Raw genomic sequence first — 16900 nt, forward strand, 5'->3', positions numbered from 1 at the left:
GAATAAAAACAGGCGTCGTCTGGCGCCTGTTTTCTGGAGTTATAATGAAACTTAAAAAATATGCTATTGCCACGGTGCTTGCGTCATTGTCCATCAGCGCAACGCTCCAAGCGCAATCTAATTTTGGCAAAGCCTGGCAATCCATGCCTGCAGCGGCCTCAGAGCAAACCCGCATCGTTTATTATCGTGCTACAGACGATAATAATAACAAAGCAGCACACATCTATGTTGATGGCGAATTCCAAACGGCATTATTAACCGGTGGCTACACGGTGTTTTGCCTGAAACCGGGTGTACATTCATTGGGGAGCTATATCGATGATGCGCCGGGTTATCAGGGCAAGCAGCAACAGCCATGGCGCGATAATCTGGCGGCGGGCAAAACCTATTATATTATTGCCAGCCTTGACGGTTCTGGCCGTCCTCTGGTGATGGATAGCGAACAGGCTCAGCAGCAATTAGTAGGAACACGTCAGCAAACTCACTTGCTTTCCCGCGCGTCAGCGGTGGTGCCGTGCCAGCCTGGAACTACACAGTCTTATGATAATTATGAGTTTTCATCGGATTTGTTGTTTAATTTTGGTAGTGCGAGCAGTGCCGATATCTCCGCTCAGGGTCACAGCGCCATTCAACAATTTGCGACCTTGTTGAAAAGCAAAAATAAAGCCGAACAGCGCATTATAGTCACCGGCTTTACCGATCCGATTGGGGAGGAGGAAAGCAACATCAAGTTAGGTCAACGCCGCGCGGATGCAATCAAGAAATTATTGGTTAATAACGGGCTCGCGAGCGAGCATATTCATTCGCAAAGTATGGGTGAAAGTCAGGTCACGGCGCAGTGCACCGGCTCGCTGAAGCAGCAAAAAGCATGCTATCAAGGCGAACGTCGTGTAATTATCAGTGTGGAGAATAAATAGTTTTATCACTTTCTGAAAATTAACCAATGGTCTGATTTTTTAAAATTTAGACCATTTTTTTCGGCCGCCGGTTTTTATTAGTGATTTCGTTAAAAGACCATTAATTAAGACATGTCCTGTGTTGGTTATTTCACTAACTGGTCGAGAATACTTGCGTTCCGGGAGGGAACCGGAACACGAATCTAAATATTTAAAGGAATATATTCATGGCGAATAACAGTATTAATGAAATTAAAGAAATGAAAATCAGTACTATTACCGACAGAAATTTTGGTTGGAAAGATATACAAGTCGATCTCAAAGATGCCGGTGGTCGTGTTGAAATTCTTATTGATGGTGTGGTTTACAAAGCACCTATCGATGAAAATGGTAAGTGGTCTTTCACACCGCCAGCGGGCTGGGACGAAGGCTTACATACCGTGCAGGTGATCACCCTCGATAAAGCGGGTAACCGCTCACCATCAAATTCAAATTCCTTTATTGTTAATCTGGATACCCAGGCCCCAGAAGCGCCAGAAATCTGGCGTGTGGTAGACAACACTGGCAGCAATAAAGGTAATTTGAATCCGGGCGAAATCACCGACGAACACAAGCCAGTCATTTCAGGCGTAGCGGAGCCGGGCGCGATCGTTTACCTGTATGACAACGGTGGAAAAGATCCGATTGCGTCAGTCAAAGCCAATAGCATGGGGGCATGGACCATCACTCCAGAATTGGCTGATGGCGAACACAGCCTGACGGTAGTGGCTAAAGATGCGGGTAAACACGAAAGCCCAGCCTCTGCGCCATTCGTCGTCGTGGTTGAAGCGGGCGCGGTGGTCAAAGCCGAAGGCCCAACTTCAGAGTTGCAACAATCTGGAGAGTCAGTAGCTGATACGCATGATTTCGGCACATTTAAAAATGGCTGGGAGTCATATACCAAAAAGAACTACATTGATTACTCCGGTAAAGTTGAAGCGAATGCGGAAATTCAAGTTACCTTGAACAATGAAACGTATGTTCTTCGTGCTGACAATGAAGGCAACTGGAGCTTCAAATCCGAAGAGTTGCCAGATGGGATTTATTATTTTCAGACACGCGTTCGTGACAACGCTCATAACTGGGGTGCTCCAACTCAAATCATTCTGCATGTTGAAGCCGAAGCACCTGAAGCGCCGCAAATCCTGCGCGTCATTGACGATGAAGGGAATGTTGACCACTTAACTTCGGGTCAATACACCGACGATAAAAACCCAACGCTGTCTGGCGTGGCTAAGCCAGGCTCGCTGGTCTTCATTTACGGTGCGGATTCAGCACCGATCGGCAGCGTGAAAGCAGGTGGCGATGGCCGTTGGAGCTTCACACCGGAACTGACCACGGATGACACCTATATCTTCAACGTGGCGTATCAGGATCGCTACGGTCGTATGAGTCCGAAATCAGACAACTTCATCCTGAAACTGGATGCTACTGCACCTGAAGCGCCTTCACTGGAAGGTGTTTACGATGACGTAGGCCGCGTAACCGGTGAGCTGAAATCAGGCGATACCACTGACGACACCACCCTGTCGCTGTCGGGTAAAGCGGATGCCGGTTCCATTGTACGTATCTGGGATGGTGAAAAAGTAGTTGCAACCGTTATTGCCAACTCACGTGGTGAATGGTCTTACGAACTGGATGTCGCCGAGGGCAAACATGCACTGCGCGTAGATTCCGTCTCCAAAGGTGGTGCTGCTTCTGCTCCATCAGAAGAGTTCATTGTGATTGTTGATACCCAAACGCTGCCTCCGGCACAGATCGAAGAGATCGTTGCCAACAACGGTGCAGAAGAGCGTCCGCTGGTGAGCGGTGATGCTACCAACGATGATACCCCAGTGCTGCGCGGTTCAGGTGAAGAGGGTGAAATTGTTTATGTTTACGATAAAGATAAAGTCATTGGTTCTGCTACCGTAGGCAAAGATGGCAAATGGGAAATCGAGCTTGATCCACTGGAAGAAGGTTCGCATGAGCTGAAGATCAAAATCGAAGATCCAAAAACCGGCAAAAGTTCAGACTTCTCAGATCCGGTCACCATCGTGGTGGATTTGACTGCACCTGAAAAACCGGTTGCTCCGGGCATTATCGATAACACCGGTGATGAGCAGGGCGTCATCCAGCCAGGCACGCCAACCGACGAAACCCAGCCGGAGTTCACCGGTGGCGGTGCTACGCCGGGCGACGTTGTGGAAATCATCATCATTGATAAAGATGGAAAAGAGCAGGTCATTGGTAGCGGCGTAGTCGACGAGAAAGGTGATTGGACCGTCACCCCAACCGATCCAATCGGTGATGGTGAGTACGACGTGGTGGTTGAAATTACCGATCCGGCGGGCAACACCTCCGATCGTTCCGATCCAATTGAACTGATTATCGATACCAAAATGCCGGGCGAAATCAAGGACTTCGAATTGTGGGATGACGTAGGTGCAATTACCGGTCAGATCCTCGATGGCGGCGTAACTGATGATAAATCGCCAACCGTGCGCGGTACCGGTGAAAACGGGTCTAAAGTCATTATCTATGATGGCGATAAGCAGATCGGTTCAGCAACCGTGGTTGATGGGAAATGGAGTTTTGATCTGCCTGCTCTGACGGAAGGTGCGCACAATATCCGCGTTCAACCTGTCAGCGCTTCAGGTGTGAAAGGCCCTATCAATGACGGCATCAACTTTGATGTGGATCTGACCGCGCCTCAGGCTGGTACATACACCGGTGGTACGTTCATTGACGTTGATGGCTATCCTCGTCCAATTGTTCCTGATATCAACGGTCAGGTCATGAAGCTGAACGGTACCGGTAAAGAAGATGGCACCGTGGTAGTGGTCTATGGCGATGCGGCGCGTACCGAAATCATCGGCAGCGCGGTGGTGACCAACGGCAAATGGACACTGGATACCAAAGAACTGGCTGAAGGTAGCTACCATATCTCCTTCGGTTACCGTGACGCGGCGGGTAATGAAGTGGCCGGTGAAGAATCGTTCGATGTGAACGTCGACGTTACTCCACCAGAGCCTATCGATCCAGGCGACCTGTTCCCAGACTCATTCAACGAAGCGCTGATGAGCATGTCACTGACGGATATTCTGTCCATGAGCGATGACTCGTTATTCATCGACAACGGTAAAACGCAGTTGATGATTTCGGATTCTGCGCAGGAAGTGACCTTGCAAGACATCCTGCCGGAAGGTGAAGACGTGAATAACTGGAGCCAGGCAAATGGCACCGTAACCGTGGCAGGCGTTGAATATAACGTTTACCAGAACAACGGTGGTGATGCTGAAGTGATGGTTCCACAGCACCTGCTGCAGGAACAACAGCACTAATTTCTGATTAGCTGCGAAACAAAAGCCCCGATCGTAAGACCGGGGCTTTTTCTATGCATGATGATGAACGAGAAAAAATCGGCTTACTTAGCCGCTTCCAGCACCAGGATCTTGACATCGACCACTTCATCTTTAATCAACGCGCGATGCGCATCCATGTGTGGCATCTGCTGATGCTGCTCCAGATGACGCAGTGATTCCCACAGCTCCAGCATGAAAATGGAATCGGGTGAATTCTGTTTCCACGGCACTTGCGCCTGATGATCAACTAATGCGTCATATTGATGGCAGCCATCTTCTTCCAGCACGGTAGGAATCAGCTGATTAATCGCATCCAAAACCACCTGGCGACGGCCCGGTTTGACACAAATCTCTGCAACGACGGTTAACATAGTGCTTCCTCTTTTCCCTGGGTGCTTACAGTTAAGCAAAGATCTGGCTGAGATGAGTCCGATAACGTTCGATATCGCGCGGTACGTCCGGCATTTTAATCACGTCGTTACAGATAAAGGTCGGCAAACCTTCCATACCGAGGAACTGGTTGGCCTTGTGGAAGTGCAGATACAAACCGTCCACGCCCACGCCTTCAAAAAACTGCTCGGGATCGTTAAAGGCTTCCAGCGGAGCGTTCCAGGTCAATGACAGCATGTATTTCTTACCCTGAATCAGGCCGCCGGAGCCGTATTTTTTACCGGCATCGCTGCGTGTGCGGCCATCGCTGGCATACAGTGAACCGTGACCTTCGGTGAAGACATCATCGATATACTTTTTTACTGTCCACGGCTCGCCCATCCACCAGCCGGGCATTTGATAGATCACCACATCGCTGTCGAGGTATTTCTGCACTTCTTCTGCCACGTTGTAGTCGCTATCGGCAATCGTTACCTGTACCTGATGACCAAGATCGCGCAACTGGCTGGCTGCGACGTCAGTTAAGGTATGGTTCAGTTCGCCTTTCGAATGGGCGAAGGTTTTGCCACCATCGATAATTAAAAAGTTCATGTCATCCGCTCCGTTTCTCGTTGATGCCGCACACTCTACGCGCGCGCAGCAGCGAGAAAAATGCGTGATCGATCACAACACTTTTGCTAATAAAGCAATAATACGCAGGGTTATGAAACAATCCGTGAGCAAACCAACATCAACTCCCATAAAAGAAGAAAACATGAAAACCGCGATACTGAGTGCATTACTTATGGTGACGGGCGCTGCTCAGGCGCAATCCCACCTCGATGACATCCGCGCAAGCAAAACCTTAAAAGTCTGTACTACCGGTGATTACAAGCCATATAGCTATTTGCGCAGCGATGGCCAATACGAAGGATTGGATATCAGCATGGCGCAATCGCTGGCGGCAAGTCTGGGCGCAAAAGTGCAGTGGGTGCCAACCACATGGAAAACCCTGAGCGATGATTTTGTGGCCAAGCAGTGTGATATCGCATTGGGCGGCGTATCAGTCACCCTCAAGCGTCAGCAGATCGCCTGGTTTGCTCAGCCGCTCGGTGTCGATGGAAAAATTCCACTGGTGCGCTGTGCTGATAAAGCGAAATATCAGACGGTTGAACAGATTAACAAGGCGAGCGTGCGCGTGATCGAACCGGCGGGCGGCACTAACGAAGCCTTCGTGCACAGCCATCTGCCGCAGGCAACGCTGCAGCTGGCTGACAATGTGGGGATTTTCCAGCAGTTGGTGGATAACAAAGCGGACGTAATGATCACCGATGCGTCTGAAGCGCTGTTCCAGCAGCAGCATTATCCCGCGCTGTGCGCCATCAATCCGGACAAACCGATGCAGTACGGCGAGAAGGCCTACATGATCCCGCGCGATGATATGAGCTGGAAGTTGTATGTCGATCAGTGGCTGCATCTCAGCACCGCCACCGGCGAATACGCGCAGATTGCTAAACAATGGTTGGGTGCGACTAAATAACAAAAGAGCGCGATAAATCGCGCCGCTACAAATATGTGCGCGTGGCTGATTACCATACTTAATATCTGCACATACCGTAGCGGTGCAATTTATTGCGCATTGCCGAGCACGTTGAAGATGCCAGGCTTACTACTTAACTCAGCGATACAAACTCGCCTTACCCAACCCGCCAAACAGATTCATTTTGTAGCGAATGACTTCCTTCGCCGCCGCAATGGCATCGGGATAAATCACATTCGGATCCCACCAGGTTTCGCGCGCCAGAATCTCGCGCAGCTTAGCGAAATAGGCGAACTTCATGTCGCTGGAAATATTGATTTTGCCCACGCCCAGCGTCACCGCTTCCGCGATCTCGGCATCCGGATTTGCTGAACCGCCGTGCAGCACCAGCGGAATAGTGGTGCGCTGCGCAATGTCTCTGAGGATATGCATCTGCAGCTCAGGCTTCATATCTTTGGGGTAGATGCCGTGCGCGGTGCCAATCGCTACCGCCAGCGTATCCACACCGGTGCGCTGCACGAAATCCTCTGCCTGCGCCGGTTCGGTGTAGATCACTTTACTCACGCCGCCTTCCACTGAAGTGCCGGTATCGCCGATGGTGCCGAGTTCACCTTCCACCGAAACGCCCACCGCATGCGCCAGTTTCACCACTTCTTTGGTCAGCGCCACGTTCTCTTCATAAGGCAGCAATGAACCATCGATCATTACTGAGGTAAAGCCGCATTGAATAGCGCGCAGCACCTGAGCAATGGACGCACCGTGATCGAGGTGGATGGTGAACGGCACTTTGCTTTTCAGCGTGCGCTCGCGCACATAGCCAAAGAACTCATCAGTGACAAACTCCAGCTCGCTTGGATGGATGGAAATGATCGCCGGCGTATGGGTAGCTTCAGCTTCTTCAACTACCGCGCGGATAAAGCAGCTGTCGGCCACATTAAAAGCGCCAATCGCGTAGCGGTGCTCACGAGTCGGTGCCAACATCTCTTTCATTGAAATCAACATGTTAATATTTCCTCAGCGTGATGTTTACCGGAGCCGACGCATGCGCCGACCCGATAGTGGATATGAATGTAAAATTGATATTGCGACCTTGTGTCGCCATTCATGGCGAACACCAACCAACCTGATGACTAAACCTTGCCCGCCGATCCCGACCAGCTCAGATACTCCGCCACCACTTCGCGGCAGGCGGACTCCATCAGCCCGAGCACATCGGCTAACTCAGCGTGAGGATGCTGCTTCAAGGCCTGTTCCACCGCCATTTTTCCGGCATCAAACACCGCCGCGCCGACGTTGATCTTGGCAACGCCAAACTCACTAACGCGGCGAATATCCTCAGCGGGCGTGCCCGATCCGCCGTGCAGCGCCAGCGGTCGCGAAGAAACCGCCTGCAACTCCTGCAAGCGCTGAAAGTCGATCTTTGGCTTCACACCTGCCGGATAAAGCCCGTGTGCGGTGCCAACCGAGATCGCCAGCAGGTCGATATCGGTCTGTTCGATAAACGGCAGCACATCGGCCACCTGCGTCATCTTCACTGAGGCATCAGCCAGTTCGTAGGTTGGCGCATCGGCGATATGTCCTAGCTCGCCCTCGACGCACACGCCGGCGGTATGCGCCATTTTCACCACGGCGGCGGTCTGGCGAATGTTCTCGGCCAGCGGCTCCGAGGAGGCGTCAATCATTAAGCCGGTAAAACCGGCGCGAAACGCCTGACCAATCAGCGGAAAGGCTTTGCCGTGATCGAGTGCCAGCGCCACCGGCACGCTGGCGGTCTCGGCCAGCGCACGCACTAACGGCACCGCGACAGCAGGCGGGAAGTGCGCGCTGTGTCCCTGATAAACGTTGAGGATCAGCGGAGCACGCTGCTGCTCGGCGGCCTGAATGGCGGCGCGCGCGGTTTCAAGGTTGAAGCAGTTGATCGCTAACACCGCATAGCGCTGTTGGGCGGCGGCCTGAATCAGGTCGTTCATCATGGCAAACATGGTGGCTCCTTATTCCAGAGTGAATTTGATCTCTTCATCGCGGACGCCGGGGGCTTCCACGTCATCGAACTCTTCATCCGCCTGCGTCACCGGCTTTTTCAGTACCGACAGCATCACGCCGCACACCGTGGTGCCGATACCGAGTGCCAAACAGAACAGCCAGGGTTTGGTGAACAGCGGCACCACAAACATGCCGCCGTGCGGCACTGGTGCGCCGACGCCCCACACCATAATCAGCCCACCGGCGATGGCGGAGGCCACCACGCAGCTGCCGACCACGCGGAACAGGTCGCGCGCTGCAATCGGAATCACGCCTTCGGTAATCATGCAGATGCCCATCGGGAAGGCGGCTTTTAGCGCCTCTTTTTCCGCTTTGGTATATTTGTTGCGGCTCAGCAGATAAGAGAGCGTGATGCCGAACGGCGGAATCATTGAGCCGACAAACTTCACCGCTTCCGGTCCGTAAATGCCATCAACCAGCATGCCGTCGGCGAACAGCGACATGGTTTTATTCACCGGACCGCCGAAGTCGAAGGTGGCCATCGCGCCGAGGATCGCGCCCATCACAAATTTCGAACCGCCTTGCATCGACTCCAGCAGGGCAATCAGCGCCTTCTGCAGCCAGACAATCGGCTGGCCGATGAAGGTCATCATCAGCAGCCCGGCGATAATGGTGCTCAGCACCGGCAGCACCATAATCGGCATCAAGCCCTGCATCGATTTCGGCAACTTAATGGTGCGGCGCAGCAGCAGCACGGTGTAACCGACCAGGAAGCCACCGAAGATGCCGCCGATAAAGCCGGTACCGATCTGCCCGCAGATAAAACCGACGATCAGGCCAGGCGCGAAGCCGGGACGATCGGCAATCGAGTAAGCAATCGCCGCGCTGATCAACGGCACAATCAGCCCCATGCCCCAACCGCCGATCTGATTCAACATCCACGCGAGGGTGCCGGTCTGTTTACCGACATCCGGCCCGCCGATCACTTGGCCGAGCGCGATGCAGATCCCGGCGGCGACGATCAGCGGGATCATCCACGAGATCCCGGTAAGCAAATGCCCTTTGATCTCCTGGCCGTACTGACGTTTGTTGTCACTCATGATGGATCTCCTCAGGCGCGCGCCAGTGAATCCGCCACTTTTTCGAGGAATTTCACCGGTGATTTGATCACTACTTCGGTTTTCACTCGCACAATGGGTTTGCCCTGAAAGCGCTCCTCGCCTTTGATCTTCACGTCAACGGCGAGGATCACCACGTCCGCAGCGGCGATATCTTGCTGCGTCAGCGCCGTTTCGGTGCCGATGGTGCCCTGAGTTTCAACGTGGATGGTGTGGCCCAGCGCGTGGGCCCCTTTAATCAGTTTTTCGCGCGCAATGTAGGTATGCGCGATGCCTGCCGTGCAGGCCGCTACACAGACGATATTCATGTGTCACCTCAGAGAGTTAGGGTGTTAACAGAGGTCGGTTTCGGCGTACTGACTAAACAGCCGGATGATATTGCTGGCATCGTTTTCCACCAGCAGTTGGGCTATCACCTCATCATCGGCCAGCGCACTGGCCACCTGCGACAACAGGCGAATATGGGTGGTGTTCTGATCTTCCAGTCGCACCGCGAACAGGATGATGCAGCGCACCTGGCTGCCATCGAGCGTTTCCCACGGAATGTCGTGTTGGGTGCGGCCGATGGCGAGCGTGGTTTGTTTCACCGCGGCGGATTTACCGTGCGGGATGGCGATATGATTTTCGAAGCCGGTGGAACCTTCAGCTTCCCGCAGCCAGACGTCTTCAATAAAGGCAGCGCGGTCGCTGATGGCGCCGTCGTGGTAGAGCAAATCGGTGAGCTCATGAATCGCTTGCTCTTTGGTGGTGGCGGTCAGCGCCAGGTTAACGCGGCGTGGCGTCAGAATGCGCGAAATATCCATGATCAATCCTCATTCAATTAATGTTCAGCCAAAGCGCAGGAGGCGCCGTCGGGCAGCTGGCTGCCAATCATGGCGTCAGTCACCCGCCGAATATCGTCATCGTTAAAAAAGGCACTGACATACACCGCCGGAACCGCTCCGGCGTTGAGGTGAATAGTGGTAATCACCAAATCCACCGTCTCTCGCTGGCAAAACTCCGCGTGATTACTGGCGGAAACCACGCCGACAATCTCCCAATCCGGGAAGGCGCGCAGAATGCGACTCTTCAAAAGATGCGAGGTTCCCACGCCGCTGGAGCACACCACCAGAATGCGTTTGTGGGCGATTTGTCGCTCCAGCGCTGCCTGGAAATGCACGCACAGATAACCTATTTCGTCATCCGCCACCGATGAAAGTCCCTGGCTGCGCGCGGTTAATTGCATCGCCTGTTGCGTTAATGAAAATATTTCCTTCATCTCCTGCTGAATATCCTCCAGCAGCGGATTACGAATATGAATATGATATTTGAGTCGATTTAATAATGGCTTTATATGAACTAATAACCCTTCAAATAATAATCGGTCCTGCGCTAAGTCCTGCTGAATAAATGACGCGAAGCGATCGATTAATTCACAGGTTATTTTCACTGATTCAGCGGTGGAAAATTGATTATGCAGCGGGGCATTATCGCCACGTTCTTCCACCACAATGCCGGACGAGACAATATATTGATAAATAAAACCCACTTCATCGGCTGGCAATGCGCAGCACATGCGCTGTTCAATCTGCACCACCATGTTTTGGGCAATCTTCAGAATGCGCTGGTCAAGATCCTGCGCGCTGGTCAGGGTTTCCAGCGCCAGCGCGTTACCTTGCGCCATGCGATGCATCATGATCAGAATATGGGTGCAGAGATTGAGGTACCACGCGTCGCCCAACGGATAACTCAGCTGCTGCTCCATTTGCTGCAGCAGCGCCTGCACAAAAGCCACATCCTCGTCGCCAAAATAGTGCACCAGCGCTTGCTGGCTGCCGGGGTCGAGGCGTGGTAGCAGCGGCGTGCCGGCGACGTTCTGCTGCATCACATCATTAATTAGCGACACCATCGCCTGGCGCAACGTCTGCTCATTGCCTTCGATGTGGGTGCCGCCGGGGCCGCGCTGCAGCACCAAACCCAGCGGCTGCAGCCACTCCTCGATCACCTTCAGGTCATTCACGATCGACGCATGACTGATAAAGTAGCGTTCCGACAATTTACTGATTGAAGTCGCGCGTGGCGCATCACTCAGCAGCTGCGAGGCAATCTTCACCCGTCGGCTGTTGTGGCTCAGCGCATCCGAACTGCTTTCGTCGCCGTTAAGCTGCTGCTCCAGTTGCAGACGCTGCTGCAGATCGTCTACCCGCAGACGTATGCCGCGTCCCGGCATTTTTTCCAGCTGCAGCGACCAGTCGCGAAGCCAACTCTCCAGCCATTGCAAATCGCGCTGGATGGTTTTCTCCGACACGCCAAGCTGTAAAGCTAATTCTTTTGTCGGCTGCGGTGCGGCATGATGCAGCAGCAATTTTACTAATCGGTGTTGTCGCGAAGTCAGTATTTGCATTCGTTCACCCTTATTTTGGCAAAACGTTTATGGCTAATTGGTGGTTATATTTATTCCATGCCAGAAATCAGACGCGCAAAAATGTGGGGCTTGTGGAGTATGAATTTAGGAGAGTAATCACTAAGCAACAATACTAAATGTTGTCCCGGCTTGCGGACACCATTAATACGCTAAATGCCTCGCGATATTAATTGCGAAGTTGCTCACAGATTATTGCCGATATTCACTGTGACATGGCTCCCATTCCGTTTTAATTTTCCAACCAATATCACGCTATTTAATGCAAGACGATTCTGTTTGCTGAACGGGCTTCTCTGTGACTAAACCGCACGAATAAGGTAATATCCTCGCCAAATGACCGCCGGATGTCCCGCCGTTGCGGGCCACGAAGTGAGGATGCGAGCTGAATGAGCGAATTGACGCAGGATGGTGCAGAGCGTCTTGCCCTGCACACGTTTACCGAAAACGCGTACCTGAACTACTCCATGTACGTGATCATGGACCGCGCGCTGCCGTACATCGGCGATGGTCTCAAGCCAGTGCAGCGCCGTATTGTGTATGCCATGTCGGAATTGGGTCTCAATTCCAATGCCAAATTCAAAAAATCGGCGCGTACCGTTGGTGACGTGCTGGGTAAATACCATCCGCACGGCGACAGCGCCTGTTATGAAGCGATGGTGTTGATGGCGCAGCCGTTCTCCTACCGTTATCCGCTGGTGGATGGCCAGGGAAACTGGGGTGCGCCGGACGATCCGAAATCCTTCGCCGCGATGCGTTACACCGAATCGCGCCTGTCTAAATACGCTGAAATCCTGCTGGGTGAACTCGGTCAGGGCACGTCCGATTACATTCCGAACTTCGACGGCACCCTGCAGGAGCCGAAGATGTTGCCGGCGCGTCTGCCCAACATTCTGCTCAACGGCACCACCGGCATCGCCGTGGGGATGGCGACCGACATTCCGCCGCATAACCTGCGCGAAGTAGCGGAAGCAGCGGTCAAGCTGATCGACAACCCGAAAACCACGCTGAATGAGCTGCTGGATATTGTGCAAGGTCCGGATTACCCGACCGAAGCGGAGATCATCACGCCACGCAGCGAAATCCGTAAAATCTATCAAAGCGGACGCGGTTCGATTCGTCAGCGTGCTGTGTGGAAAAAAGAAGATGGCGATGTGGTGATCACCGCGTTGCCGCATCAGGTGTCGGGCGCACGCGTGCTGGAGCAGATCGCTAACCAGATGCGCAATAAAAAGCTGCCGATGGTGGAAGATCTGCGTGATGAGTCCAACCACGAAAACCCGACGCGTTTAGTGATTGTGCCGCGCTCCAATCGCGTGGATCTCGAGCAGGTGATGAATCACCTGTTTGCCACCACCGATCTGGAAAAAAGCTACCGCGTTAACCTGAATATGATCGGACTGGATAACCGTCCGGCGGTGAAAAACCTGCTGGAAATCCTCTCTGAATGGCTGGTGTATCGCCGCGATACCGTGACGCGCCGCCTCAACTATCGTTTAGATCGCGTGCTGCGTCGCCTGCATATTCTTGAAGGTATGCTGGTGGCGTTCCTCAATATTGATGAAGTGATCCACATCATCCGTACCGAGGATGAGCCGAAGCCGGTGCTGATGTCGCGTTTTGACATCAGCGAAACCCAGGCCGAAGCGATTCTCGAACTGAAACTGCGCCATCTTGCCAAACTGGAAGAGATGAAGATTCGCGGCGAGCAGGCGGAGCTGGAAAAAGAGCGCGATCAGCTGCAGGCGATTCTGGCGTCCGAGCGTAAGATGAGCAATTTGCTGAAGAAAGAGCTGCTGGCCGATAGCCAAACCTACGGCGACGATCGCCGTTCGCCGCTGCACGAGCGCGAAGAAGCCAAAGCGCTGAGCGAAACCGAGCTGGTGAGCGCTGAGCCGGTAACCATCGTGCTGTCGCAAATGGGCTGGGTGCGCAGCGCCAAAGGCCACGATATCGATCCGGCGGGCTTAAGCTACAAAGCGGGCGACAGCTATCTGGCCGCCGCACGCGGCAAGAGCAATCAGCCGGTGGCCTTTATCGACTCCACCGGACGCAGCTACACGCTGGATCCGACCTCATTGCCGTCCGCGCGCGGACAGGGCGAGCCGCTCACCGGCAAACTGACGCCACCGCCGGGCGCGGTGATTGAGCAGGTGCTGATGGAGCCCGACGATCAGAAGCTGTTGATGGCCTCTGACGCCGGTTACGGTTTCATCTGTACCTTTGCCGATCTGGTGTCGCGCAACCGTGCCGGTAAAGCGCTGCTGACGCTGCCGGAAAACGCCAAAGTGATGACGCCAATGGCGGTACATTCGGGCGATGATATGCTGCTGGCAATTACCCAGGCCGGACGCATGTTGATGTTCCCGGTTGGCGATCTGCCGCAGATGTCGAAAGGCAAAGGCAACAAGATCATTTCGATTCCTGCAGCGGAAGCCGCGGCGGGCACCGACAAACTACAATGGTTGCTGATTCTGCCGCCGGGCGCGTCAATCACCGTATATGTCGGTAAACGTAAGCTGATCATGCGTGATGAAGATCTGCAGAAAGTGCGTGCCGAGCGCGGTCGTCGCGGCAGCGTGGCGCGTGGCCTGCAACGCATCGATAGCGTAGAAGTGAATGCACCAGCGCGTCCGAAAGCCGACGTGAGTGAAGAGTAACGCTGTAATTCAGGCGATGGAATGCCCCATTTGAGGAATCTATGTTACTAATTTTACGAGCAATTATTGTTATTGTTTATTCGATTCTGGTCAGTATTGTTGGCTGTATCTGGTGTCTGTTTTCACCGCGTAATCCGCGTCACGTCGCAACCTTCGGCCATCTGCTCGGTCGTCTGTCGACGGTGTTTGGTCTCAAAGTGGAACTGCGTAAACCGGCGGAAGCCGCGCATTATGGCAACGCGATCTATATCGCTAACCACCAGAACAACTACGACATGATCACGGCGGCTAAAATCGTGCAGCCGACCACCGTGACCGTGGGCAAGAAAAGCCTGCTGTGGATTCCGTTCTTTGGCCAGCTCTACTGGCTGACCGGTAACCTGCTGATTGACCGTGATAACCGCTCCAAAGCGCACGGCACCATCGGTGAGTTGGTGGAACAGTTCAACAAAAAGCGCATTTCGTTCTGGATGTTCCCGGAAGGGACGCGCAGCCGCGGTCGTGGTTTGCTGCCGTTCAAAACCGGTGCGTTTCATGCAGCGGTAGCCGCCGGTGTGCCGATCATCCCGATTGTGGTTTCCAACACCCACGACAAGATCAAGCTGAACCGCTGGAACAACGGTTTGGTGATTGTGGAGATGTTGCCGCCGGTCGATACCTCGCAGTTTGCCACCACCTCGGTGCGTAAGCTCGCCACGCACTGCCGTGAATTAATGTCGACTAAACTGGAAGAATTGAACGCCGAAGTCGCCGAACGCGAAAAAAACGGTAAACTCTGAGCAGCCAAAATGGGGCAGGTGATCATCTGCCCCGTTCTCAAGCCACACAGCAACTCATCATTAATTAGAACAACATGGACACGGCGTCCTCACGCCACGCTCAAAAGGTCTGAAGTTTTATGTCTTGCAGCAGACGTCAGTTTATTCAGCTTTCTGCCGGTGTCGCACTGGCTTCCGGTGCTATGCCTTTCGCCGCCCGCGCCGCCGCGCCATTGGGCGATACGCCACTTCCTATTCCACCGCTGATTGAATCCCGTCGCGGTCAGCCGCTGTTTCTCACCTTGCAGCGCAGCCATTGGTCGTTCAGCGGCAACAGCAACAAAGTGCCGGTGTGGGGCTTTAACGGCATGTATCTCGGCCCAACGGTGCGTGTGTATAGCGGCGACGATGTGAAGCTGATTTACAGCAACCGCCTCAACGAACCGGTATCGATGACCGTCAGCGGTTTGCAGGTGCCGGGCGCGTTAATGGGCGGTGCGCCGCGCATGATGTCGGCCGGAGCTGATTGGGCGCCGGTGCTGCCGATTCGTCAGGGCGCGGGCACATTGTGGTATCACGCCAATACGCCAAATCGCATGGCGCCGCACGTCTACAACGGACTCGCCGGCATGTGGCTGGTGGAAGATGACGTCAGTAAATCGCTGCCGCTGCCGAAGCATTATGGCGTCGATGATTTCCCGCTGATTATTCAGGACAAGCGCCTCGATAACTTCGCCACGCCGGTTTATAACCCGCCCTCCAGCGGCGGTTTTATGGGCGACGTGCTGCTGGTGAACGGCGTGCAAAATCCCTATGTCGAAGTCTCGCGCGGCTGGGTGCGTTTGCGTTTGCTGAACGGCTCGAACGCGCGCCGCTTCGATCTCACCTTCTCCGATAATCGTCCCTTTACGGTGATCGCCAGCGATCAGGGCTTCCTGCCTGCGCCGGTGGCGGTGCAGCTGCTGACGCTGGCTCCCGGCGAACGTCGTGAAGTGCTGGTGGATATGTCGCAGGGCGATGAAGTTTCGATCATGGCCGGAACGGCGGCGGGTTTGATGGATCGCCTGCGCGGATTGTTTGAGCCGTCATCGATTCTGACCAATACGCTGGTGCTGAGCTTACGCCCAACCGGTTTATTGCCGCTGGTGACTGACAATCTGCCGATGCGTTTGCTGGCGGATCAAATTCTTGATGGTGTGGCGGTGCGCACGCGCGAATTCCGCATTGGCGATAGCGAGCCGGGCATTAACGGCGTGTTGTGGGACATGAACCGCATCGATACCACCGTGCAGCAGGGCACCTTTGAGCGCTGGATTATCCACGCGGATCGCCCGCAATCGCTGCATATTCAGGGCGTGATGTTCCTGATTAAGAACGTCAATGGCGCGCAGCCGATGGGCGAAGATCGCGGCTGGAAAGATACCGTTTGGGTGGATGGCAGCGTGGAGCTGCTGGTGAGCTTCCCGCAGAGTTCGTCGGATCACTTCCCGTTTGTCTATTACAGCCAGACGTTAGAGATGGCAGATCGCGGGACGGCGGGGCAGTTATTGGTGAATTCAGCGTCTTAATGCCCTCACCCCAGCCCTCTCCCGCAAGCGGGCGAGGGAGCAGATCGAGCAAAACGCACCTTACGGTTCCCTCTCCCGCATGTACAGTCCGGGGACATGGTAAACAGGTGTTCGGGGACATGGTGAACACTTTTTAACATCCTTTACCCATGGTGATCGACTTTTTCTTCAGGTCGATCACCCCCACTTTTGTGCTGTACCACCATACCTCGTAGCACCCGTCT

Annotated in this window: 14 protein-coding genes; 6 read left to right on the forward strand and 8 right to left on the reverse strand. The window is 53.9% G+C overall.

The features are described 5' to 3' along the window. Positions 1 to 44: 44 nt before the first annotated feature. Positions 45 to 917, forward strand: coding sequence for an OmpA family protein (locus tag PZBJ_RS14215; RefSeq protein ID WP_101763003.1), 873 nt, complete (start codon positions 45 to 47; stop codon positions 915 to 917). Between the two features lie 206 nt (positions 918 to 1123). Further along, positions 1124 to 4258, forward strand: a complete 3135-nt coding sequence (locus PZBJ_RS14220) for an Ig-like domain-containing protein (RefSeq protein ID WP_101763004.1) — start codon at positions 1124 to 1126, stop codon at positions 4256 to 4258. Between the two features lie 83 nt (positions 4259 to 4341). Here PZBJ_RS14220 and PZBJ_RS14225 read toward each other — a convergent pair whose 3' ends face one another. Together PZBJ_RS14225 and PZBJ_RS14230 are read right to left on the reverse strand one after the other, a co-directional pair. Continuing rightward, positions 4342 to 4650 carry a putative quinol monooxygenase gene (locus PZBJ_RS14225; RefSeq protein WP_008103384.1) on the reverse strand — a complete coding sequence of 103 codons (309 nt, stop codon included), beginning with the start codon at positions 4648 to 4650 and terminating at the stop codon, positions 4342 to 4344. Positions 4651 to 4681: 31 nt separating this feature from the next. Beyond that, complete coding sequence (locus tag PZBJ_RS14230) at positions 4682 to 5260, reverse strand: NAD(P)H-dependent oxidoreductase (protein WP_008103382.1); 579 nt, start codon at positions 5258 to 5260, stop codon at positions 4682 to 4684. 163 nt (positions 5261 to 5423) lie between these two features. Between PZBJ_RS14230 and PZBJ_RS14235 the strand changes: the two genes are divergently transcribed. Beyond that, complete coding sequence (locus PZBJ_RS14235) at positions 5424 to 6188, forward strand: transporter substrate-binding domain-containing protein (RefSeq protein WP_101763005.1); 765 nt, start codon at positions 5424 to 5426, stop codon at positions 6186 to 6188. Positions 6189 to 6326: 138 nt separating this feature from the next. Here the strand turns inward: PZBJ_RS14235 and PZBJ_RS14240 are convergent, their stop codons facing one another. The 6 genes from PZBJ_RS14240 to PZBJ_RS14265 form a co-directional block, all read right to left on the reverse strand. Beyond that, positions 6327 to 7190: a ketose-bisphosphate aldolase gene (locus PZBJ_RS14240; RefSeq protein ID WP_101763006.1), complete on the reverse strand. Its 864-nt coding sequence runs from the start codon at positions 7188 to 7190 to the stop codon at positions 6327 to 6329. A 128-nt stretch (positions 7191 to 7318) separates the two neighbouring features. Further along, positions 7319 to 8170, reverse strand: a complete 852-nt coding sequence (locus PZBJ_RS14245; RefSeq protein WP_101763007.1) for a class II fructose-bisphosphate aldolase — start codon at positions 8168 to 8170, stop codon at positions 7319 to 7321. A gap of 9 nt (positions 8171 to 8179) precedes the next feature. Beyond that, a complete protein-coding gene (locus PZBJ_RS14250; RefSeq protein WP_101763008.1) occupies positions 8180 to 9271 on the reverse strand; it encodes a PTS fructose transporter subunit IIC in 1092 nt (363 codons plus the stop codon). Positions 9272 to 9282: 11 nt separating this feature from the next. Then, a complete protein-coding gene (locus tag PZBJ_RS14255; RefSeq protein WP_101763009.1) occupies positions 9283 to 9597 on the reverse strand; it encodes a PTS fructose transporter subunit IIB in 315 nt (104 codons plus the stop codon). 24 nt (positions 9598 to 9621) lie between these two features. Then, positions 9622 to 10092: a PTS sugar transporter subunit IIA gene (locus PZBJ_RS14260; RefSeq protein ID WP_061720482.1), complete on the reverse strand. Its 471-nt coding sequence runs from the start codon at positions 10090 to 10092 to the stop codon at positions 9622 to 9624. Positions 10093 to 10109: 17 nt separating this feature from the next. Next, positions 10110 to 11672, reverse strand: coding sequence for a BglG family transcription antiterminator (locus tag PZBJ_RS14265; protein WP_101763010.1), 1563 nt, complete (start codon positions 11670 to 11672; stop codon positions 10110 to 10112). Positions 11673 to 12079: 407 nt separating this feature from the next. Between PZBJ_RS14265 and parC the strand changes: the two genes are divergently transcribed. From parC to ftsP, 3 genes are all read left to right on the forward strand, one after another. Continuing rightward, positions 12080 to 14350 carry a DNA topoisomerase IV subunit A gene (gene parC / locus PZBJ_RS14270; protein ID WP_101763011.1) on the forward strand — a complete coding sequence of 757 codons (2271 nt, stop codon included), beginning with the start codon at positions 12080 to 12082 and terminating at the stop codon, positions 14348 to 14350. A gap of 41 nt (positions 14351 to 14391) precedes the next feature. Further along, a complete protein-coding gene (locus PZBJ_RS14275) occupies positions 14392 to 15129 on the forward strand; it encodes a 1-acylglycerol-3-phosphate O-acyltransferase (protein WP_101763012.1) in 738 nt (245 codons plus the stop codon). Between the two features lie 119 nt (positions 15130 to 15248). Then, on the forward strand, positions 15249 to 16676 hold the full coding sequence (ftsP, locus tag PZBJ_RS14280) for a cell division protein FtsP (RefSeq protein ID WP_101763013.1): 1428 nt from the start codon (positions 15249 to 15251) through the stop codon (positions 16674 to 16676). Positions 16677 to 16900: the final 224 nt, after the last annotated feature.

Origin of the sequence: Pantoea endophytica, assembly GCF_002858935.1 — a bacterium.
Lineage (GTDB): Bacteria > Pseudomonadota > Gammaproteobacteria > Enterobacterales > Enterobacteriaceae > Pantoea > Pantoea leporis.

What these genes read in the sequence shown, in the direction of transcription:
- PZBJ_RS14265 (WP_101763010.1), bottom strand. Translation starts at nt 11,672, where the DNA reads ATGCAAATACTGACTTCGCGACAACACCGATTAGTAAAATTGCTGCTG.
- PZBJ_RS14220 (WP_101763004.1), top strand. Translation starts at nt 1,124, where the DNA reads ATGGCGAATAACAGTATTAATGAAATTAAAGAAATGAAAATCAGTACT.
- PZBJ_RS14235 (WP_101763005.1), top strand. Translation starts at nt 5,424, where the DNA reads ATGAAAACCGCGATACTGAGTGCATTACTTATGGTGACGGGCGCTGCT.
- PZBJ_RS14275 (WP_101763012.1), top strand. Translation starts at nt 14,392, where the DNA reads ATGTTACTAATTTTACGAGCAATTATTGTTATTGTTTATTCGATTCTG.
- parC (WP_101763011.1), top strand. Translation starts at nt 12,080, where the DNA reads ATGAGCGAATTGACGCAGGATGGTGCAGAGCGTCTTGCCCTGCACACG.
- PZBJ_RS14230 (WP_008103382.1), bottom strand. Translation starts at nt 5,260, where the DNA reads ATGAACTTTTTAATTATCGATGGTGGCAAAACCTTCGCCCATTCGAAA.
- PZBJ_RS14255 (WP_101763009.1), bottom strand. Translation starts at nt 9,597, where the DNA reads ATGAATATCGTCTGTGTAGCGGCCTGCACGGCAGGCATCGCGCATACC.
- PZBJ_RS14245 (WP_101763007.1), bottom strand. Translation starts at nt 8,170, where the DNA reads ATGTTTGCCATGATGAACGACCTGATTCAGGCCGCCGCCCAACAGCGC.
- PZBJ_RS14260 (WP_061720482.1), bottom strand. Translation starts at nt 10,092, where the DNA reads ATGGATATTTCGCGCATTCTGACGCCACGCCGCGTTAACCTGGCGCTG.
- PZBJ_RS14250 (WP_101763008.1), bottom strand. Translation starts at nt 9,271, where the DNA reads ATGAGTGACAACAAACGTCAGTACGGCCAGGAGATCAAAGGGCATTTG.
- PZBJ_RS14240 (WP_101763006.1), bottom strand. Translation starts at nt 7,190, where the DNA reads ATGTTGATTTCAATGAAAGAGATGTTGGCACCGACTCGTGAGCACCGC.
- ftsP (WP_101763013.1), top strand. Translation starts at nt 15,249, where the DNA reads ATGTCTTGCAGCAGACGTCAGTTTATTCAGCTTTCTGCCGGTGTCGCA.
- PZBJ_RS14225 (WP_008103384.1), bottom strand. Translation starts at nt 4,650, where the DNA reads ATGTTAACCGTCGTTGCAGAGATTTGTGTCAAACCGGGCCGTCGCCAG.
- PZBJ_RS14215 (WP_101763003.1), top strand. Translation starts at nt 45, where the DNA reads ATGAAACTTAAAAAATATGCTATTGCCACGGTGCTTGCGTCATTGTCC.